We start from the raw sequence: 20,729 nt of genomic DNA, 5'->3' as shown, positions 1-20,729 counted from the left end.
TTGCTTGATTTTTATGCTTGAACTAAATCTTTATTATAAAATGCACCTTTATTTTGAGTCATTTCCATCGATTGGGTGATAATCAGATGTGCAACTGTTGTAAGGTTTCTTAATTCTGAAAGTTGCGGCGAGAGGATAGAGTAATGATAAATTTCGTCAACGGCAGCAGCAATTTCTGCATGTTTCTGCAATGCCATTTTCAGCCTGTTATTGCTTCTTACAATTCCTACCAGATTGCTCATCATTTCTTGGAGCTGTTTTCTAAGGTAAGACACAATGACCATTTCGTCAATAATTTTCATTCCTTCTTCATTCCATTCGGGAACAGCTTTTAAATCATCAAAATTAAAATTATTTTCTTTTAATAATTCTACTGTTTTCATTGCTGCATTGTGGCCAAAAACCAAACCTTCCAATAAAGAGTTTGAAGCCAGTCTGTTTGCTCCATGAAGTCCGGAATTGGTACATTCTCCGACAGCAAATAAATTATTTAATGAAGATTGCCCATCTTTATCTACATCAATTCCTCCCATTAGATAATGACATGCCGGAACAACAGGAATAAGCTGAGTAAAAGGGTCAACACCTTCACTTTTACATTTTTTATAAATATTGGGAAAATGTTCTAGAAACTTTTGTTGGTTCATTTCACGACAATCAAGACCAACATATTCATCACCTGTGATTTTCATTTCTGCGTCGATAGCTCTTGCAACAATATCCCTAGAAGCCAATTCTTCCCTCTCATCATATTTTTGCATAAACTTCTCCCCTCTTTTGGTCCTCAATTTTGCTCCATCACCACGAACTGCCTCAGAAATTAAAAACAACATTCCATCGATTTTGCTATACAAAGCAGTAGGATGAAACTGATAATATTGCATATTCGTCACTTTCCCTTTTGCACGAGCAACGAAAGCGATTCCGTCTCCGGTTGCAATGGTAGGGTTTGTTGTGTTTTTATAAACATGCCCTGCTCCACCAGTAGCTACCAACGTAATCTTGGAAGTGATTTTTTTTATAGATTTTGATTTTTCATCTAAAATATAGGCACCATAACAATTAATTTCACCTTCATTTAATTCTTTTCCTGGAACATGGTGCTGCGTAATGATATCGATTACGTAATGATGATCGAGTATTTCTATATTCGGGCTGTTTTTAACCGTTTGAAGCAAAGCTCTTTCAATTTCAAAACCGGTAATATCTTTGTGATGTACAATTCTGTTTTCGGTATGACCTCCTTCTCTTCCTAAAGCAAATTCACCATTTTTTTTATCAAAATTGGCGCCCCACTCTACAATTTCATTAAATCTTGCAGGAGCTTCTCTTACGACCATTTCTACAACATCACGTTTGTTTTCACCGTCGCCGGCTCTCATGGTATCTTCGATGTGCTTTTCAAAATTATCATTTTTAGAATCGGTAACCACCGCCAAACCACCTTGAGCATACTTGGTATTGCTCTCGTCTTCGTCTGATTTTGTTACAATGATTATTTTGGCATCGGGGAATTGTTCTGAAACTTTTATGGCATAAGATAATCCGGAAATTCCGGAACCAATCACTAATACATCCGCTTTTATCATATTCTTGCTTTAAGACAATCGTCTAAATAATTAAATAAATTTAAACAATTTTTCGTTTGGTTTTCTTACTTTTTTCATGTGTTGGAATTGATCTTCATCTGATCTGTACCCCAAAGCCAAAGTAACTGTTACTTTTTCTTTTTCAGAATCTATATTCAAAATTTCTTCAATGATATCTTGTCGAAAACCTTCCATCGGACAGGTATCAATATTTTCAATCGCTGCAGCATACATTAAATTGGCTAAAACGATATAAGATTGTTTTTCTGCCCAGTTTAAAATATCATCATGTTCTTGTCTTCCAAAATGACCTGTAATGCTATTTCTGAATAAATCTAAACTTTCTACAGGCTGATGACGCACTTCAGAGATGTGTCTAAAATACCCATCAAGATATGTCTCTTCAATATTTTTTTTTGAAACTAAAATAATGAGATGTGAACATGTAGAAATTTGTGAAGGATTGTAGAAAGCCGGTATTAACTTCTCCTTCATTTCTAGACTTTCCACTACGAATATTTTATAAGGCTGAAGTCCCAATGAGCTTGCCGCCAGTTTTCCAGACTCAAGAATATTGAGAAGGGTATCTTGCGGAATAATCATTTCGGGGTTGAATTTTTTCACAGAATATCTTCTGCTTAAAGCTTCCAAATAATTCATAACAACAAATTTAAGAATTGATGCTGAATAAAGCCTGCTTTAAGTAAAATATCTATTTGGAAATTCTCTACATAAAAAAAGAACCTGCCTCAATGAAGAGCCAGGTTCTTTATAAATCTAAATAAATCAGTTAATTACTGACCTTTAATTTTGAAATCATCAATTTCCCACGTTGCAGCCGCGGAAGATGTTGAAGTATATTTAAATGCAATTCTTACATTTTTCCCTAAGAATGCTGATAAATCTACATTTCCTGAACTTACCCAGTCACCAAACGCTGCGTTGTTTGTATCTAATGCAGCTGGTAAAAGAACCCAAGTAGTTGTTGCAGGATTTCCTGTATAATTTTCTGTAGCATAAACCTGTAAAGCATTTCCGCCGTATCTTACATCAGATGTAAAGCTTACTGCCGCTTTAGTTTTACCAACTAAACTAACTGTTTTAGAGATCAACCAGTCTTCGTTTGCGGGATTATTTAATGGAGCACTCATCACTGCATAATAATTGGTTCCGTTACCTTGGTTTGAAGTATTCCAAACTTGAGTACCTGCAACATTAACAGTTGTCCAATCTGATCCGAAACCTCCTGCTGCGAAATCATCTTTGTATAATACTGCAAGCGGTACATAAACTGAACCATCACATCTAGGATCATCTAAATCTGCACCTAAAATATCTGTGATCCATAATTGGTAAGTACCATTAAATATACTTAAAACACCATAAACATCACCTTTTCCAGATTCGATAACCTGACCTGCAAAATCAGCAAAGTTACTTGTTCTTAATAAAACTTTATTTCCTGAACAGTCTTCTAAAGTTCTGTTTGTAACCTGCCCGGAAGCGTATACTTTTTCTAAATCTCCTGCAATGAATTGAAGATCTTTAATCTTAACCCATCTACCAACATCTGCCATTGTAAACTGAGTGATTGTTTTTTCAGTAGCCGTGACTGCAGTAATTGCTTTTTTAGAATCGAAGAAATATTTGTAAACATCTGCTTCAGCAATTCTGCCAACTGCTCCACTGAATGGAACTCCCAACTGGATCTCTCCGTTAACAGCTCCTACATATAAGTTTTTAAGCTTTACATAAACTTCTTTACCTACAATAAATCGAGGATCATTGAACATGTCTGCTTTATCGATATTGATTCTTATACCTCCTGTTGCATCTTCAACATAAATATATTTGAAAAGGTTTCCAGATTTATCATTAGCTGTTACTTTCGCTTTTAAAACAAAATCACCAGTAATTAAAGTAAGCGGGCTTGTTGCCAATTGCTTTACTTCTGCAACTGTTTTCTGAGTTAAACCATTATCACTGTATTCACAAGGGTTTGATGCAATACCATCGAGTCTTGGGAATTTAGTCATCTCAAGATCTGTAACCTTGTTGATATACATTTGGTAAGTGCTGTTGAATTTACTGTAAATACCAACAAACTTACCATTTCCTGAAGGAAGAGTTTGATTTGCAAATGATGCATATCCACTGTTTCTCACCACTCTTGTTGTAGCTGTACTGTTATCTCTGATAAGTCTATCAACCGTAACTCCGTTTGGAGCATAATTTGTACATAAGATTCTGCTGTCAAATTCAGCATTATCCATTTGAATTAAACATCCGATATATTGATCGTTTGCAGAAACCATCTGTAAAGAAGTCATGATTTTAGGAACTATATTCGCTCTAACAGAACAAGATCTGAAAATTTTTGCCGGTACAAGTTTTTCAGGAATTCTTGATACTGAAGTTGCTGCAGTTTCAGTTCCATTTTTCACTCCTAATTGTACAACACCACCATAAGTTCCTAAAGATAAACCTGCAAGTTTAATATAAACTTTAGAACCTTGAGGATAGTTTGTATACGTGCTTACAGCATCTACACTGATCACAAATCCTTGAGTAGGGTTTTCAGGCTTATCCTGAATGTAAATTGTTTTGTAAATATTTCCTGTTTCATCAGTTGACGAAACGTATCCTTCTACAATATCAGTAGAATTATCTGGAAAAGTGAAAGATGTGGTTGTATATTTTGCTCTCAGTTGAGTAAGCGTCATTGTCGCAGTAAGATCTGCACACTGATAGCCATCAAGATTGGGCTCATTATATTTATCATCGTGTACGCAACCGGTAATTACCAACGCTGCAATCATCACGAAAATATACTTTAAAATTGAATTATATTTTTTCATTATTACCTTGTTTTAGAATCTTAAATAAACATTTGTAAAGAAAGTAGTTCCTCTGTCATACCAAAGTTTTGGTCCAAAATATGGTGTTTGTCTCTGAGACTCTTCAAGAACTTGCGGGAAGTTTGCTGCCCTACCTTGCTCAAAACCTCCAGTCACATAATTCCTGTTATTCAGAATATTATTTACAGATACACTGATTCCCATTCTGTATTTACCTAGAAGGAAAGATTTTCCTGCGTTAGCATTTAACATAAACTGGTCATCAAATTTTGTCTGCTTTGTTAACTGTTGAATAAGCTCAGGAGTAACACCAGTATAAGGATCGTTTGTTCCTGGATCAGTGTACATAGAAGCCGTTTTATTTAATGCTGAAAAATCAAGATACTGATCCATCAAATAATTTGCTGATGCACCTACCCACCAATATTTAGGCGAATTATATTTTAAACCAAATGAAAATGCTTTTTGAGGAGTACCTGCTACTTTATAATCTTTCACATTTGCTTTACCATAACTTCTAAAGTTATTTAAGTCATCAAAAGAGTAAACATAAGGACGGTTTGTATACTTGTATTCTCCAATACTTGCAACTCCGGTGGCATTTAATGTTGGAGTAATTTTTACATCAAAACCTAATTCTGCACCCATATATCTTTTATCAACTCCGGTCATTGCCTCATTAATCAAAGTATTTACTGATCCTGTCTGATCACTTACTGCAGCATAATACCTTGAAATTTCTGTAGAATTGCTGATGGTAGTATAATAACCTGAAATTCTTAATTTAAGAACTTGACTTCTTAAAATATAGCTTAAATCATTAGAGTTAATGATTTGGTTTTTAACTCCTGGAGTCAAATAATCTACCGCTCTCGGATTGATATACAATTCATTCAATGTAGGAGCTAAGCTAAAGAATGCACCGTTGTAAACAATAAAGTTTTTACCATTGATCTTGTAAGTAACTTTACCTTTAATACCTGCATCCAAAGCATCATAGATTGCACTTTTTCCTTTTGAATTATCTTTAAAAGCAGTAATTCCACTTCTGTAATCACCATCTCTCTGAGATTCTGAGTAAGAACTAAAGATAGATGCTACAACATTAAATTTGTTGAAATCTACTTCTGTAGAAACATTTAATGAATAGTGATCTTTCAAAAGTTCATAAGAATATTGTGTTCTGTCTCCTACTCCTACTTGTGTATTTGTATCATCCGTATTGTATTGCACATCGTTATTGAATGCATTAAGATTATTAGCATAATTCGCTCCTAATAAATCTTTAACCCTTCTGAAGTTATCTGATCTTAAATTCTGATAATTAAAGTTAACATTTAATTTCCAGTTTTCTTTTAATCTTGTATCAAAGTGAGAAGCAAAGTTGAACGTTTTATCTCTGTTTACATCCTCTACAATTGTATAAACAGCTCCTCTTTTAGAACCATCCATATTTTGGTTGTTAAGGTAGTTTGCCTGATAAAGACTATTCCAATCGATTTGTGACTGAGCTCTGAATTCATCAGCTGTTAAAAGACCGTAACTTGGTAATTTTCTGTAATAAGTAGGGTTTGGATCTGATGCATGGAACCAATCTAGTCTACTTCTTGCATCGCTTCCGATTTGGTAAGAAACAGTATTGATCCAGTTTGAATTTTTACCGATTTTCAAATAATCAGTAAGCATAAACATAGGTTCGAATACTTTTCTGATTCTTGAGTTTCTCTTTTCACCATCTTGCCATCCCCAATATGAGTTGTAATTTTTCCCCATAATGTCATAAACTTCCTGAGTATTTGGTGAGTTTGAAGCTCTATAAGTAGGAGAACCGAAACCAGTGAAGTTAATAGAGTGTCTTTCGCTGAATTTTTTCTCAATTGCCGCAAAATAAGCATAAGCATCCTGATAAACTCCATCAATGATTGCCTGATCTCCCCATCTTTTACTTCCAGAAACTGTAAATGCCCATCCATTTTTAGTCATTCCTGAAGAATAAGTTGCCATTGCTCTGTGCAAATAACTTCTATTCGTAAATGAATAAGCTAAAGAGGTCTGTTTTCTGTAAGAAGAAGCTCTTGTATTGTAATAAGCAACACCTCCCAAGTTACCAAAAGCATATTCTGAAGGGGTAATGTTATCCACATTTTCATAAGGATATCTTGTTACATCATTTAAACCGCCCCAGTTGTTGAAGTCGATTCTTCCATCATCATTTTTAGACATCGAAACACCGTTAAACATTACGTCTTCGAAACGGTTATCTACCCCTCTCGGTCTGAACCAATATGCTCCCAATTCAAAAGCAGAAACATTTTGAAATGCATCTCTACCTGAACTCAAAAGCCCTACTGTAGGTTGCATTGAAGAACCTCCGTCTTCGGTATCAGTTGCAGAGTCATCAATCACAACAACTCCGGCATCTGTTCCCAAACTATTGTTTAGCACAATAACACCTAAGTCTTTTCTTTTCTCATCGGCTGTCACATCAAACTCTAAAATCTTAGATTCAAAATTTGGTTTTGTAACTGTAATAAGATAATGTCCTGGCTTTAAATCTACAAACTGGAAGTAACCGATTTTGTCGGCAGTTACATCATCAACAGATTGTTCAAGATCAACCTCTGCTCTCTCTACCGGTTTACCGTCTTGACCTTTAACGTACGCATAAACAGTTGTTTGCGCATAATAATACGATGCAGGTAATAGTGTAAACAAAGAGATTAGGGATAGTTTTTTAATCATAATAACTTAGTTTTTAACACCTTCTTTATTTAAGGGGCAACAAATTTAGGATTATTTTCATTAACTAAAACATTTTTAGTACTTTATTCTATTAATTATTCTTAACACTTAATAATACTCTCAATAAAAAGTCCGTATTATGATTTAATTCAAAAATGCTTCTTAAGATTAATTTAATCTCTAAATGATTTTAAAAGTTGTAATTTTAGCCCCTCAATTTTTTGAATATTTTAAAAACATGAAAAAATATCTTATCATTTTTGCGGTATTGTGTTTTAATTTTGGTTTTTCTCAGCAGAAACAAGTTAAAAGAGCAGCCGTAGCTTTCCTGAATGTAGAAAACCTTTGGGATACCATTGCATCTGCAGATTATATTGACGGAACACTTCCTTTTTCTAATCCTAAGTTCCATAGAAGCGTACCTATCGATTCTCTAAAGTTTTTAGAAACTACAGAAGATTACAAAGGAGAATGGAGCAATGAGCTTTTAGTAGGAAAAAAAGTAATTCGTCATCAAATTTTAGCTACCGACTTCACGGCAAACAGCCCGAAAAGATGGGGAACAAAATACTATAACCAAAAATTAGCTAACGAAGCAAAGGTAATTTCTGAGCTTGGAAGACAGTATACTAATGACAACCCTGCAATTTGTGGTTTAATTGAGGTAGAAAACAGACAGGTAATTGAAGACCTTATTAAGCAACCTGTTTTAGCAAAAAGCAATTATGGAATTGTACATTACAATTCTTATGATGCAAGAGGAATTGACATTGCAATAATTTATCAGAAAAACAGATTTGTAGTTCAAAATACTTATACTAAAGAAATAAAAATCTACAATGAAGACGGAAAAAGACAATACACAAGAGATGTTTTGGTAGCAATCGGACTTTTGGATGGTGAAAAAATTGCAGTATTCATGAATCACTGGCCTTCAAGAAGTGGTGGTGAAGCAGCTTCTCAACCAAGAAGAAATGCAGCTGCAGCCGTTTTAAAAGGTGAAATGGATAAATTATCTGCAGAATATCCCGGAATTAAATTAATTTCAATGGGTGATTACAATGACGATCCGGTAAGCCCGAGTTTGAAAAAACATCTTGGTGCAGTAGAAAATCCTGAAGATCTATCTGATAAAACTCCTTATTATAATTTAATGTACAAATTATATAAAGCAGGAGTTGCTTCTTTAGCCTATAGAGACGCTCCGAATTTATTTGATCAGATTATCGTTTCTCAGAATTTATATTCAAAAGAAAAATTGACTCCTACTTACAGTATTTTTAAAGCAGAAATTTATGCTCCATCTTATTTAGTTAATAAAGAAGGACAATGGAAAGGTTATCCGCTTCGTTCTTGGGATGGTGACAGATTCACCGGTGGTTACAGTGACCACTTCCCGGCTGTATCGGTTCTTCAGAAAGAATACATCAAAAAATAAAACAAGGCACTCTATTTGGAGTGCTTTTTTTGTGTAAATCACTCATTATGAAAAATTTAATCATCATATTATTTACAGTTCTTATTCCATTACATTCATTTGCTCAGAATAATCCTAAAAACGAAAAGGAAAATTCTGCAATGAAACCATCAAAAAACGATGATGGAGAATGGGATCTGATTGTAATCGACACTCAGTTTGATTATTTTATGAATGCTATTGCAAGACCAATAAATCAGTATACTGAAGCTAACTTGAAAAGTAGAAATGCAATTTTGGTCAATGAGTGGAATTCTTATTTCATGTCGGGAAGATATCGTAATATCATTGAATCTTCAATAGATTATGACTCAAGAGAGAAATACGGAATTAAATTTGAGTACAAATTATATCAGGTTTTTGCCTATGTTAATTGGAAGTATAAACTGAGAATGAATGGATTGAGCGCAAGCGACACATTCAGATAACAAAAAAGGTTCAGAAAATTTCTGAACCTTTTTTATTTGAAGTAATCTAAAGATTATTTGTTGAATAATTCTTCTACTTTATCCCAGTTTACAACATCGAAGAACGCAGATACATAATCAGGTCTTCTGTTTTGATAGTTTAAGTAATATGCATGCTCCCAAACATCCAATCCTAAAACTGGAGTTCCTTTTGCATCAGCAACAGGCATTAATGGGTTGTCTTGGTTTGGAGTAGAAGTTACAGAAACAGATCCGTCTTCATTTTTCACTAACCAAGCCCATCCTGAACCAAATCTTGTTTTAGCAGCCTCAGAAAAATCATTTTTGAATTTTTCAAAACCACCATAATTTTCGATTGCAGCTTTTACGCTTCCTACAGGCTCTTTGCTTCCTCCAGGAGTTAAGATTTCCCAGAAAAGAGAGTGATTGAAGTGACCACCACCGTTATTTCTTACCGCTGGTTTTTCAACACCTGTTCTACAAATCTCTTCGATAGATAATCCTTCAAGATCAGTTCCTTCGATTGCTTTATTTAAGTTATCAACATACGCTTGGTGATGTTTTGAATGGTGGATTTCCATTGTTTTTGCATCAATTGTTGGCTCTAAAGCTTCGTAAGCATATCCTAATTTTGGTAATTCAAATGACATAAGTTTATTTTTAATGTTATGACTCAAAGTTAGCCAATATTCAAGCCAATATCAAAAATTGCAGATTACTTTAATAAATCTTTAACATTGATAATAACAAAAAGGTGCCTAAATGTTGATAAATCCATTATTTTTTTAAATTTGTCGTTATGAAGAAAATTTATACAATCTCCACATTATTTTTATTATTGATAAGCTGTAACTCAGACGGTATTTCTAAAGATGAATACGCTTTACTCAATGAATCAGTCAGCGAAATTCTAAAGCCATACGGAATGACCTATCTTTCACAGGATGAAATGAATGAAATTGCCGCCAATAACGGAATTGATTTAAACCGAACAATGAATGAAAAAGATGCAAAAATAATTGAGGACGCAATTGCAATGAGAAGAAAATTTGAGTTTGCTATTTCCGACAGCATCGAAGCTTCTTCTGCGAAAAGTAACGTATACCGTTCTCTTTTAGAATTAGACAGCATTGTTCCCGCAAAAGAAAATTTAAAAGCAACAAGTTTAGATTTAACTAAAATAAAATTCCCTGAAAATTATGAGAAGGTAGAAAAACCAAGCGAAAATGGCGAATTTCTTGGCAAAATCACTTTAAGCAGACCCATCATCGACAAATCGGGCGAAAAGGCAATTATCTATTATCAGAAATGTAAGAACATTACCGGTAACGATTGTATGCCAAGATTTATCCGCTTCCGAAAAATTCATAACGAATGGGTTAAAAGGAGTTAACAAAAAAAGCAGTCAAAATTTTGACTGCTTTTATATTTTTAAAGTAAAATACTTTATTATCTGTTCATCGACATCAAGAACTCTTCGTTATTTAAAGTTCCTCTGATGTTTTTGTTGACAAATTCCATTGCTTCGATAGGATTCATTTCTGAAAGATACTTTCTGAAAATCCACATTCTCTGTGAAGTTACCTCATCAAGCAATAAATCGTCTCTTCTTGTACTTGAAGAAACCAAATCGATGGCAGGATAAATTCTTCTGTTCGCAATTTTTCTGTCTAACTGAAGCTCCATGTTTCCGGTACCTTTGAATTCCTCAAAAATAACTTCATCCATTTTAGAACCTGTATCAATTAAAGCGGTTGCGATAATCGTTAACGATCCTCCGTTTTCAATTTTTCTTGCAGCTCCGAAGAATCTTTTTGGCTTGTGAAGAGCATTTGCATCAACACCACCAGAAAGTACTTTTCCAGAAGCAGGAGTTACGGTATTGTAAGCTCTCGCTAATCTTGTAATTGAATCTAAAAGAATCACCACATCATGGCCACATTCTACCATTCTCTGAGCTTTCGCTAAAACAAGGTTAGCCACTTTTACGTGTTTATCTGCAGCTTCGTCAAATGTAGAAGCAATTACTTCTGCATTCACACTTCTTTCCATGTCGGTAACTTCTTCAGGACGTTCGTCGATCAAAAGAACCATCATATAAACTTCTGGGTGATTGGCTGCGATAGAGTTTGCAATATCTTTCAACAACATTGTTTTACCGGTTTTCGGCTGAGCAACGATCATTGCTCTTTGACCTTTTCCGATAGGTGCAAAAAGATCTACAATTCTTGTTGACATCGTAGAATTATCTCCCGAAAGATTAAATTTCTCTTCAGGAAATAATGGCGTAAGATATTCGAAAGCAACACGATCTTTAATATATGCTAAATCACGACCGTTAACTTCGGTTGGTTTTAGTAATGAGAAATATTTTTCACCTTCTTTCGGAAGTCTTACAATTCCTCTTACGGTATCTCCTGTTTTTAACCCAAAATTTCTGATCTGTGCTGTAGAAACATACACATCATCCGGTGAAGAAATATAAGAGAAGTCTGATGAACGTAAAAATCCGTAGTTATCTGGTAAAATTTCTAAAACCCCTTCAATACTAACCATTCCATCGAAGCTGAACTCTTTTTTCTGCTCGTGTTGCTCCTCATGTCTCTCAGGTCTTTCAGCATGTTGCTGTCTGTTCTGATTAGGATTTTGGTTTTGATTAGGGTTGTTTTGGTTAGAATTCTGATTTTGGTTATTGTTCTGATTTCTATTTTGAGAATTTCCACTGTTTTGTTGTGGATGGTTTTGACCTTTTTGTTGTTGAGACTGACCTTGTTGTGCTTGTTGCGGTCTTTTAGGTCTTTCTTCTTTAGCTTGTGCAGGTGCACTTGGCTGAGAATCTATATTTAAAGGAAGTTCTATTGTTCCTTTTGCTTCAATCTCGCTGCTTTGCGCAGGAGGCGAAACTCTTTTTCTTTTTTGTCTGTTGTTAGAAGGAGTAGTTTTCTCTTCAGCATCAACCTGCGTTTCTGCCTTTACTTCTTCCACTGGAGCTTCTTCTGTTTTAATAACTTCCGGCTCCGGAGCAGCCTGAGTTTCTTTTGGCTCAGTTTCAGCTTTTGGTTCTACCTTAGGTTTTGCGGTCTTTTTAGGAGCTGCCTTTTTAGGAGCTGGTTTAGCTACCTTCTCTGCCGGTTGTTCCTCTGTAACAACAGTCGGTGTTTCTGTGGTATTGAAATAATCTTTTGTAACTTTAGGGTTGGAAGCCTGAAAATCTAGAATAGCAAAAATTTTATCATTTTCATTGCTGGTTCTTGCAACCTTAACGCCCAAATCTTTTAAGATTTTAGTCAATTCCGTTACAGATTTTGACCTTAACGTTTCTATGTTAAACATATTTAATGTAAAAATGTAATTAGTTGTGAGTAAGAAAAGTAAGTCGGGTGACTTTTGTTTTCAAGTACATTGTATGTTGCAAATCTACACTTATTTTTGAATTGTGCAAAATTTATGTTATTTTTGCTTCTGAATTTGAAATTCTATGTTACAGAGAATACAGACCATTTGGATTTTGCTGTCGGTTTTAGCAGCAGCTTTCTTATATATTACAGGACAAGATGTAGATGTTTTCGGAAAAACTCCGATTATCAGTATCTCGTCAATTGTTTTAGTTTTGGTAGGAGCATTGAGTTTGTTCAGTTTTAAAAACAGAAAAAGACAAATCTTGCTGAATAATATCAGCATCATTATAAACGCTTTGTTGATTGGTGTATTGGTGTACTGGATGCAAAACTTATCCGGAGGAATAGATTTTCCTGAGAAGGGTATTGAGCCGGTTTTCCCATCGATTGCGGTAATTTGTTTGTTTTTGGCAAATATTTTTATCAAGAAAGATGAGAGGCTCGTAAAATCTGTAGACAGACTACGATAACCTTACAACGATTTTTTGAGTGAGAACAGCTTCCTTTTGGGAGCTGTTTTTTTATTTCCAAGAGATTTACGCAGATGATTGGAAATAAAATGATATTATTAATTAGAATAGAGAATAAAATCTGTGGGACGTAAATAAATTAAGATTACTTGCAACATTTTATATAAAACCACTACTTATTCAATTAGTATAAAGAAATAATATAATTTAAATATGAAAAAGCTAATCTATCTTTCCCTATCGTTTTTCGCAACTTCGGCTTTTGCACAGGATGTTTCTGAAGAAAGAGTAAAAACCGTCATTTCAACTCTGGCTTCAGATGAAATGAAAGGTCGCGAAATCGGAACTCCTGAAAATGATAAAGCCGCAGAATATATTGCACAGCTTTTTAAAGAAAACAATCTGGAATATTGTACAGGTAATTCTTATCTCGTTCCTTTTAATTATAAAGGAAAAATAGCTTACAATGTTTGCGCAGTTAAAAAAGGAAAATCTGAAAAGTTTTTAGGATTTACAGGTCACTTTGATCATATTGGAGTAAGCAATAAATCCGGAGACAATATCAACAATGGCGCAGATGACAACGCAAGCGGAATTACGACTTTGATAGGCATTGCCGATTATTTTAAAAATAAAACACCTGACTTTTCAATGGTTTTCATGGCATTTAATGGAGAAGAAAAAGGAATGTTGGGCTCAATTGCTATTTCTGAAGACAAAAAATTAGATCACATCTACAATAATCTTTCAGCATTATTTAATTTTGAAATGGTTGCCACAGAAGCTGAGTTTGGAAAAAACACAGTCTTTATTACCGGTGATGAGTTTTCTGACCTTGATGAATTGTTTAATAAAAATGCGGTAAACGGATTAAAAATTTATCCCGATCCTTATGCGAAGCAACAATTATTTTACAGATCAGATAATGTAAGCTTTGTAAAAAAGAAAATTATTGCCCATTCCATCTCTACTGCAGACATGAGCAAAATAAAACATTATCATCAGGCAAATGACGATATGAGCATTGTAAATTCTGAAAATATGACGCAGATTATCAATAACTTTGCAAAAACTTTAGAGAAATTAAGCCCTAAAAATTTCAATCCGAAGTATAATGATAAAGTAAATTTCAATTAAAAACGTCTTATCATTATATTTTAATTAATTTTGCTTTCCAATTTTATTGAATGAACGAATATAAAAAAATACTCAAATTCGCCCGTCCGCATCAGAAATACATTTACGGAAGTTTATTCTTCAACTTGCTATATTCTGTGTTTCAGATTGCTTCTTTAGGAACTATACTTCCGGTTTTGGGGATGCTTTTTGGCACCATTAAACGTGAAAACTTCAAATCTGCTCCTGTATATTCCGGAGAGCTTGTAGATTTATTTTCATATCTAAAAACATATTCTAATTATTATATTCAGACTTTAGTTGATGATTATGGTACGCTGAATGTTTTAGCTTGGCTTTGTGTCATCACGGCATTCATGTTTTTACTGAGAAATATTTTCAGATACTTAGGATCTTTTCTTTTAATTAACTATCGTGTCGGTGTTACCAAAGATCTTCGAGGCGAAATGTATCGTAAGGTGTTATCTTTACCTGTTTCATTTTTTACAGAAAGCAGAAAAGGTGACATGATGTCTCGTATGTCAAACGATGTGGGCGAAGTAGAAGGAAATATTTTGGGAAGTTTGGTTGATTTGATCAACGCTCCGTTTATGTTAATCAGCACATTGATCAGTCTTTTCTGGTTAAGCTCTGAGCTTACTTTATTTTCTCTTTTAGTTTTACCGGTAATGGGAACTATGATTGCATTAATCGGAAAAAGTCTTAAAAAAGATTCTCACGAAGCTCAAAACGAAATGGGAACCATCTTCTCAATCGTTGATGAAACTTTGAAATCTTCTAAGGTGATCAAGATTTTCAGTGCTGAGAAAATAATGGACAACCGTTTTATGGGTTCTATGCAGAAATGGATTAACAGCTCGATCAGATTAGGAAGAAAAAAAGAACTGGCTTCACCCATAAGCGAATTCTTGGGATCTGTTACTTTTTTAATTATTGCTTGGTATGGTGGTAAACAAATTATTGTAGACCAAAGTATTGCTCCGGAAGACTTCTTGGTATTTTTAGGAATGTTCTTCCAGATTTTACCTCCGGTAAAAAGCTTATCATCTTCTATTTCTAATGTTCAGAAAGGGGAAGCTTCTCTACACAGGGTTTTGGAAATTCTTGAAGCCGATGTGAAAATAGAGGAAATTGCAGAACCTGTTTCTATTTCTACTTTAGATAAACAAATACAGTTTAAAAATATTGGTTTTTACTACGATAAATCTAATTTAATCCTAAAAAATTTCAGTCTGACGATTCCAAAAGGAAAAACAGTTGCATTGGTAGGACAAAGTGGAAGTGGAAAAACTACAATTGCCAATCTTTTAGCCAGATTCTACGATGTTTCAGAAGGTCAGATTTTAATTGACGAAACTGATATCAAACATCTAAAATTGACCGATTACAGAAAACTTTTAGGAATGGTTACCCAAGAATCTGTATTGTTTAATGACACGGTTTACAACAATATTTTGATGGGTAAACCTGAAGCAACAAGAGATGAAGTAATTGCTGCAGCAAAAATTGCCAACGCAGATAATTTCATTACGCAGCTTCCGAATGGTTACGACACAAATATCGGTGACGATGGAGGAAAACTTTCCGGCGGACAAAAACAAAGAGTTTCTATCGCAAGAGCCGTTCTGAAAAACCCACCGATTATGATTTTGGATGAAGCAACTTCTGCTTTAGATACAGAATCTGAGAAATTCGTGCAGGATGCCCTTGAAAAAATGATGGAAAACAGAACTTCACTGGTTATCGCTCACCGACTTTCAACCATTCAGAAAGCTGACTGGATTGTAGTGATGGAGAAAGGCGACATTGTAGAACAGGGAAGTCATCAAGAATTAATGGCAAAAAGAGGTACTTATCACAAATTGGTAGAGCTTCAGAATTTTGACTAAACTATTTTAAATTCTATTTAAAATGAATCCTATACAAGAGTACTTCTACAGAATCGATGAGCCTGAAAGAAGTACTCTTTTGTTTTTACGAAAAAAAATCTTAGAATCTGATCTCGAAAACATTACAGAAACTCTGAGTTTCGGACTGCCCTTTTTTAAGTTTAAAAAGAAAATGCTCTGCTACCTTTATTACAGCAAAAAGCATAAGAAACATTACATAAGCTTTTATCACGGCGACCGGTTAGATTACCCAGAACTCATCAGCGAAGGCAGAAAGAAGTTTAAAATCCTTTTAATTGATGAAAATAAGGATTTGCCTGTGGAATTTATTTTAAGCTTAATTACGGAGGTAAAAAAGCACATAAAGTAGTCTTTAAAACATCGTTATTTACAAGCCAAAATTCATTTCAAGCATTAAATATCGTGGAAACAATGAATACTCTGAAATATATGTAGAATAGCTTGTGATTGAAAACTCTCTGAACTTTTTCGTATTAAATAAATTATTACCAATGAGTGAAAAAGAAACATTTTTATCATACTGATATTTGAGCTTAAAATCTAAGAAACTATAAGAATTTTCTTTGTTAATGAACCCGTCAAAAGAGTAATACTTGCCTTTCAATTCAAGTTTTGTTTTTTCACTCAAAGTAAAAACTAAATCTAAAAATGCTTCTTGATTAAGAACTTTACTCTCTTGCTGGTCTGTATTAATTTTTGAAACATTTAAATTTGTACCGATACGATAATCGAGAACTTTCTTCCAAGCAGATTTTAATTGAAATCCGATTTGATTATATGATGATAAAACATTTCTAATGTTACCATTTTCAATTTGATCTTCATATTGAGATGTACTTACTGTATATCCTATCTTTAAATTTGAACGTATTGCTCTTAGGTAATAACTTAGTTCGCTGGAAAATAAATAATCGTTCCTGTTTTTTAGAAACAATAAATCTGAAACTGTATATTCTTGTTGTATATTATAGTTGTAAGACAGATAATTATGAAATTTTGTATAAGAGCCATATAGATTGATAAATACGCGATCATTCCAGTTTCCATAAGTATATTTTAATGTAGCTCCGGAATTTTTTAAATAATCAAAATCATTTAAACCTTTAATTAAACTTCGTGGTGCATCACTAAAATAGTTTGGTAACATATCGGTAACCATAGTGTTGTTACGAGATAAAAACACAGAAGTATTTAATTTTCCTTTATTATGAACGGCCCAAGAAATATTTAAATTTGGAATAATATAAAAAAAATCTTCATTTTTTATATTTTCGTTCCTATTTTCAAAGCTGTTTTTCACATAATGAATATCTAATTGTGGGTTAATCTTAAATTTCCCAAAAGAAGAAGTTTGCTTTAATGATACTACAAAATCATTATTTCTATTTTTAAAATCATTTTTATAATCATCAGGAAAAAAGAATGATACAGCATTTTTTTCAAAGCCCATGATATTTCTAAATCCCTGTACTGTATTATAATTATAAAAAGAAAAATTCCATAGATTTTCTTTTTCCGTCCTATAAAGTATTTGTGAAATAATTCCTAAAAACTGAATGTTAGAATTTGAATTCTGATTAAAATTTGAAACTCCTTCATATTCTGTAAATAATTCATTAAAAAAGAATTGATCTGAAAAATTATAATCCTTGACAGATTGATTAAGATATCTTATACCATTTAGCCAAACTAATTTCTCATTTATTTTATTTGTAAGAAGCAAATGACTGTCTGTTGAATGATTATCTGTATTCTGATTTACACTCCAGGGTAAACCATTAAGATTTTGATTTTCAAACTTATTATTAGTCCAGTAATTTATATTTCCGGAATATTTTAATGTCATTTTTTTTGAAATATCAAATTCAAAATCTAATTTGTTAAAATAATTTGTCTTTTTAGATTTTCTGTAAAATTCTTCAATATTGGTAAATTGCGTATCTCCTAAATTAAAATTTGTAGTTGATGTTTTGTTGAAATTAATCTTTTCAAAATTTCCTAGACTCACTATTTTTAATTTCATCTTTTCATTTAATTTAAAAATAGCATTTGCAGAAATTAATTTATCATTATTAAACTTTGCTTTCTCCGAACCAAAAGGAAGATAAATAAAATTTTCAGCTCCAAATTTGTAAGCATCAGTTTCTATATTTATAAAGCCCGCTTCGTCTTGTATAGAGGGTTTTATTAAGTGATCTATATCCCCTATCGTATTATTTCCTATGTTATTTATGCTTCCTAAAAGAAAATATTTTGCCCTTTTACCAAATTTTGCCAGATTAATTTTTTCGGAATAAAAAGATTCAGGAAAAAAAGAAGAAGATAAATCTGCGCTGCCAAACCAGTCTCTTTTTGCATCATCTGCGAGTGTAAGATTTATGGCAACTTTATCCGAGTTTTCAACACCTTTTAATAATTTATTATTCGAATAGCTTTGTAATATTTGTACTTTTTCAATTGGCTTTACCGACATATTTTTAGTAAGCAGAGTATACCCTCTTTCAAAAAAATCGTCATTTTCCACCATAACTTTTTCAACCTCTCTGCCTTGAATTTTTATTTTGCCATCATTTTCTACCGTAACACCGGGCAGCTTTTTCAGAAGATCTTCTACATTTTTCTCTGTACCATTCATAAAAGATTTAGCAGTCATTTCAATGGTATCAGATTTTATTTTTATAGGTTTTGTAGCAGTAAGGATAACTTCTTCAATCTTTTGTTCTTTTTCTAATATTAAATTATAATTGATTTTTAAATCTCCGGTAACATTTATTTTATTTTCAATTTTAGTGTACCCCAGAGCATTGATAACGACTTTATAATTACCTTTTTTCACATTTTCTATGCTAAAAAAACCTTTTTCATCAGATAGTACATAGTCTTCTGTTTCTTCTGTTTCAGGGGTAAGTAAGGTTATAATTGCTCCAGCCAAAGGCTTTTTGCTATCATTATAAACAATGCCAGAAAATGATTGTGCATTAAATTTTGATATTGAAAACAGTAACAATATCAAAAATATTTTATAAGAAAAGACAGACAAAATCTTTTGTCTGTTAAATGAAATAAGATATTTTTTTGTGTTTATTCCCACTCAAATTTATTTTCTATCACTCCTCTCGGATTTCCTTCGTTTATCTCTACTTTAGCCGGCATTGGCAAACCTAGTTTGCTGTGAAAAATTCTTTGTTCTTCATCATTAAGATTGTCAATGTTTTTAATCAACTCCTTAATTCCTATCTTTTTTAAAGAATTTACATATTTTTTACTGTAATTGGGCATTCCTTTATAAGGATATTGCATGTTTTTCGCAACCCAGGATTCTTTGTTAATACCTAAAGTTTTTACTTCCAGTATCAGTCCTGGTAATCCTTTAAATTTAAATGGACCAGCTGAAACAGGAATTTCAGTAGTATAGTACGCTTCTATATCCGTTCCTCTAAAAAATGCTGTAGCTTTTTTACAGACATACTTGCCTATTTTTTTGGTTTCCTTGTATTTTAGGTTCCATCTAATTAGTGGTGGGGTATCCGATACTAAATAATTTGTCTTTTTTATCTGATGGGTAAAATAGAGGCTATTTTGCCGAATATCCCCCATTAGAATTCTTCTGAAAAGTTTAGTCTTATCTTCGATAACAACATCAGCTGATTCTCTGTTTAATTTATATTTTTTTATAGGTATAGAATCTATAATACTAATCTTGTAATTATCGTTCACATACACATTTTCTTCGTATTCAACAGTATATGAAGGAACATACCTATAAGTCACTTTTATATTCTGTGAAAAAGAAAATGCAAAAAATGCAATGAAAAACAAGAGGGAAATTTTATTTGCTATTTTCATATTTGATAGGAAATGTTTTATTTTTAAATTACTTTTCCCATTCAAATTTGTTCTCTACCACCCCTCTGGGATTTCCTCCAGTTACTTCCACTTTAGCAGGCATTGGTAAATTTAGTTTACTGTGAAAAATCCTCCTATCTTCATCATTACGATCATCAATCTTTTTAATCAATTCTTTAATATCTATCTTTTTTAAAGAATTTACAAATTTTTTACTGTAATTAGGGGTTCCTTTATAAGGAAATTGTACATTTTTCACTCTCCACGACATTGGATTAATACCTAAAGTTCTTACTTCTAGTATCAATCCCGGCAATCCTTTAAATTTATATGGACCAACAGAAACAGGAATTTCAGTGGTATAGTATGCTTCTATATCTGTTCCTCTGAAAACAGCCGTGGCTTTTTTGCAGATGTACTTGCCTATTTTTTTGGTTTCTTTGTGTTTCAGATTCCATTTTATGACCGGTGGAGTATCTGACACCAAATAATTTATTTTCTTTATTTGATAAGTAAAAAAAATATTATTATTTTTTAAGTCATTCATTAAAATTGTACGATATTGTTTAATACCCTTATCTTGTTCAATATACACATCCGCAACTTTATTTTCTTTGTATCTTTTTACAGGAATAGAGTCTATAATACTAACCTTGTAATTATTGTTTAGATAAACATTTTCTTCGAACTCAAAAACGTCAGAAGGCATGTACTTATAGGTCACTTTTATATTTTGGGAAAAAGAAAATGCAAAAAACATTACGGAACATACTAAAGAAATTTTATTTACTATTTTCATATTTGGTGGTAAGTATTTTATAAAAAAAATTATTTAAAAGAGTTTCCTTTAATGAATTTATTCACAAAAGGAAAC

General features: G+C 32.9%; 16 protein-coding genes. 7 read left to right on the top strand and 9 right to left on the bottom strand.

Annotated features, from left to right (window positions below; genetic code table 11):
* Window positions 1–11: 11 nt before the first annotated feature.
* From nadB to BUR17_RS13280, 4 genes are all read right to left on the bottom strand, one after another.
* The gene (gene nadB, locus BUR17_RS13295; RefSeq protein WP_074230838.1) at window positions 12–1,589 is read right to left on the bottom strand and encodes an L-aspartate oxidase; all 1,578 of its coding nucleotides are present in this window, start codon (window positions 1,587–1,589) and stop codon (window positions 12–14) included.
* Window positions 1,590–1,619: 30 nt separating this feature from the next.
* Complete coding sequence (locus BUR17_RS13290; RefSeq protein WP_074230837.1) at window positions 1,620–2,249, bottom strand: NAD(P)H-dependent oxidoreductase; 630 nt, start codon at window positions 2,247–2,249, stop codon at window positions 1,620–1,622.
* Window positions 2,250–2,383: 134 nt separating this feature from the next.
* Window positions 2,384–4,447 carry a DUF5689 domain-containing protein gene (locus BUR17_RS13285; RefSeq protein ID WP_074230836.1) on the bottom strand — a complete coding sequence of 688 codons (2,064 nt, stop codon included), beginning with the start codon at window positions 4,445–4,447 and terminating at the stop codon, window positions 2,384–2,386.
* 12 nt (window positions 4,448–4,459) lie between these two features.
* Complete coding sequence (locus BUR17_RS13280) at window positions 4,460–7,189, bottom strand: TonB-dependent receptor (protein ID WP_074230835.1); 2,730 nt, start codon at window positions 7,187–7,189, stop codon at window positions 4,460–4,462.
* Between the two features lie 238 nt (window positions 7,190–7,427).
* On the opposite strand from BUR17_RS13280, the gene BUR17_RS13275 reads away from it, so the two are divergent.
* Window positions 7,428–8,627 carry an endonuclease/exonuclease/phosphatase family protein gene (locus tag BUR17_RS13275; RefSeq protein ID WP_074231239.1) on the top strand — a complete coding sequence of 400 codons (1,200 nt, stop codon included), beginning with the start codon at window positions 7,428–7,430 and terminating at the stop codon, window positions 8,625–8,627.
* Window positions 8,628–8,674: 47 nt separating this feature from the next.
* A complete protein-coding gene (locus BUR17_RS13270; RefSeq protein WP_074230834.1) occupies window positions 8,675–9,094 on the top strand; it encodes a DUF6146 family protein in 420 nt (139 codons plus the stop codon).
* Window positions 9,095–9,147: 53 nt separating this feature from the next.
* On the opposite strand, the gene BUR17_RS13265 is transcribed toward BUR17_RS13270, so the two are convergent.
* A complete protein-coding gene (locus BUR17_RS13265) occupies window positions 9,148–9,744 on the bottom strand; it encodes a superoxide dismutase (RefSeq protein WP_074230833.1) in 597 nt (198 codons plus the stop codon).
* A gap of 149 nt (window positions 9,745–9,893) precedes the next feature.
* On the opposite strand from BUR17_RS13265, the gene BUR17_RS13260 reads away from it, so the two are divergent.
* Complete coding sequence (locus tag BUR17_RS13260) at window positions 9,894–10,487, top strand: hypothetical protein (RefSeq protein WP_074230832.1); 594 nt, start codon at window positions 9,894–9,896, stop codon at window positions 10,485–10,487.
* A gap of 56 nt (window positions 10,488–10,543) precedes the next feature.
* Here BUR17_RS13260 and rho read toward each other — a convergent pair whose 3' ends face one another.
* Entirely contained in the window at window positions 10,544–12,427 is a 1,884-nt protein-coding gene (gene rho / locus BUR17_RS13255) for a transcription termination factor Rho (RefSeq protein ID WP_074230831.1), read from the bottom strand.
* Between the two features lie 145 nt (window positions 12,428–12,572).
* Between rho and BUR17_RS13250 the strand changes: the two genes are divergently transcribed.
* The 4 genes from BUR17_RS13250 (at window position 12,573) to BUR17_RS13235 (ending at window position 16,358) form a co-directional block, all read left to right on the top strand.
* Complete coding sequence (locus BUR17_RS13250) at window positions 12,573–12,962, top strand: DUF4293 family protein (protein ID WP_074230830.1); 390 nt, start codon at window positions 12,573–12,575, stop codon at window positions 12,960–12,962.
* A 213-nt stretch (window positions 12,963–13,175) separates the two neighbouring features.
* Window positions 13,176–14,099 carry a M28 family metallopeptidase gene (locus BUR17_RS13245; RefSeq protein ID WP_074230829.1) on the top strand — a complete coding sequence of 308 codons (924 nt, stop codon included), beginning with the start codon at window positions 13,176–13,178 and terminating at the stop codon, window positions 14,097–14,099.
* A 50-nt stretch (window positions 14,100–14,149) separates the two neighbouring features.
* A complete protein-coding gene (locus BUR17_RS13240) occupies window positions 14,150–15,988 on the top strand; it encodes an ABC transporter ATP-binding protein (protein ID WP_074230828.1) in 1,839 nt (612 codons plus the stop codon).
* A gap of 22 nt (window positions 15,989–16,010) precedes the next feature.
* On the top strand, window positions 16,011–16,358 hold the full coding sequence (locus tag BUR17_RS13235; RefSeq protein WP_074230827.1) for a DUF1801 domain-containing protein: 348 nt from the start codon (window positions 16,011–16,013) through the stop codon (window positions 16,356–16,358).
* An 18-nt stretch (window positions 16,359–16,376) separates the two neighbouring features.
* Here BUR17_RS13235 and BUR17_RS13230 read toward each other — a convergent pair whose 3' ends face one another.
* The 3 genes from BUR17_RS13230 to BUR17_RS13220 all read right to left on the bottom strand — a co-directional run bounded on the left by BUR17_RS13230 (window position 16,377) and on the right by BUR17_RS13220 (window position 20,654).
* Complete coding sequence (locus BUR17_RS13230) at window positions 16,377–19,016, bottom strand: carboxypeptidase-like regulatory domain-containing protein (protein WP_074230826.1); 2,640 nt, start codon at window positions 19,014–19,016, stop codon at window positions 16,377–16,379.
* Window positions 19,017–19,090: 74 nt separating this feature from the next.
* Window positions 19,091–19,855 (bottom strand): GLPGLI family protein, encoded by a 765-nt coding sequence (locus tag BUR17_RS13225; protein WP_074230825.1) that lies wholly within the window; start codon window positions 19,853–19,855, stop codon window positions 19,091–19,093.
* Window positions 19,856–19,883: 28 nt separating this feature from the next.
* Window positions 19,884–20,654 (bottom strand): GLPGLI family protein, encoded by a 771-nt coding sequence (locus BUR17_RS13220; protein ID WP_074230824.1) that lies wholly within the window; start codon window positions 20,652–20,654, stop codon window positions 19,884–19,886.
* Between the last annotated feature and the right edge of the window lie 75 nt (window positions 20,655–20,729).

This window comes from Chryseobacterium scophthalmum (genome assembly GCF_900143185.1).
GTDB lineage: Bacteria > Bacteroidota > Bacteroidia > Flavobacteriales > Weeksellaceae > Chryseobacterium > Chryseobacterium scophthalmum.
This window is presented reverse-complemented; position numbering and strand designations above follow the sequence as displayed.

Excerpts from the sequence above, each read along its gene's own strand:
- nadB (WP_074230838.1), bottom strand. The coding sequence starts at position 1,589 with ATGATAAAAGCGGATGTATTAGTGATTGGTTCCGGAATTTCCGGATTA.
- BUR17_RS13290 (WP_074230837.1), bottom strand. The coding sequence starts at position 2,249 with ATGAATTATTTGGAAGCTTTAAGCAGAAGATATTCTGTGAAAAAATTC.
- BUR17_RS13285 (WP_074230836.1), bottom strand. The coding sequence starts at position 4,447 with ATGAAAAAATATAATTCAATTTTAAAGTATATTTTCGTGATGATTGCA.
- BUR17_RS13280 (WP_074230835.1), bottom strand. The coding sequence starts at position 7,189 with ATGATTAAAAAACTATCCCTAATCTCTTTGTTTACACTATTACCTGCA.
- BUR17_RS13275 (WP_074231239.1), top strand. The coding sequence starts at position 7,428 with ATGAAAAAATATCTTATCATTTTTGCGGTATTGTGTTTTAATTTTGGT.
- BUR17_RS13270 (WP_074230834.1), top strand. The coding sequence starts at position 8,675 with ATGAAAAATTTAATCATCATATTATTTACAGTTCTTATTCCATTACAT.
- BUR17_RS13265 (WP_074230833.1), bottom strand. The coding sequence starts at position 9,744 with ATGTCATTTGAATTACCAAAATTAGGATATGCTTACGAAGCTTTAGAG.
- BUR17_RS13260 (WP_074230832.1), top strand. The coding sequence starts at position 9,894 with ATGAAGAAAATTTATACAATCTCCACATTATTTTTATTATTGATAAGC.
- rho (WP_074230831.1), bottom strand. The coding sequence starts at position 12,427 with ATGTTTAACATAGAAACGTTAAGGTCAAAATCTGTAACGGAATTGACT.
- BUR17_RS13250 (WP_074230830.1), top strand. The coding sequence starts at position 12,573 with ATGTTACAGAGAATACAGACCATTTGGATTTTGCTGTCGGTTTTAGCA.
- BUR17_RS13245 (WP_074230829.1), top strand. The coding sequence starts at position 13,176 with ATGAAAAAGCTAATCTATCTTTCCCTATCGTTTTTCGCAACTTCGGCT.
- BUR17_RS13240 (WP_074230828.1), top strand. The coding sequence starts at position 14,150 with ATGAACGAATATAAAAAAATACTCAAATTCGCCCGTCCGCATCAGAAA.
- BUR17_RS13235 (WP_074230827.1), top strand. The coding sequence starts at position 16,011 with ATGAATCCTATACAAGAGTACTTCTACAGAATCGATGAGCCTGAAAGA.
- BUR17_RS13225 (WP_074230825.1), bottom strand. The coding sequence starts at position 19,855 with ATGAAAATAGCAAATAAAATTTCCCTCTTGTTTTTCATTGCATTTTTT.
- BUR17_RS13220 (WP_074230824.1), bottom strand. The coding sequence starts at position 20,654 with ATGAAAATAGTAAATAAAATTTCTTTAGTATGTTCCGTAATGTTTTTT.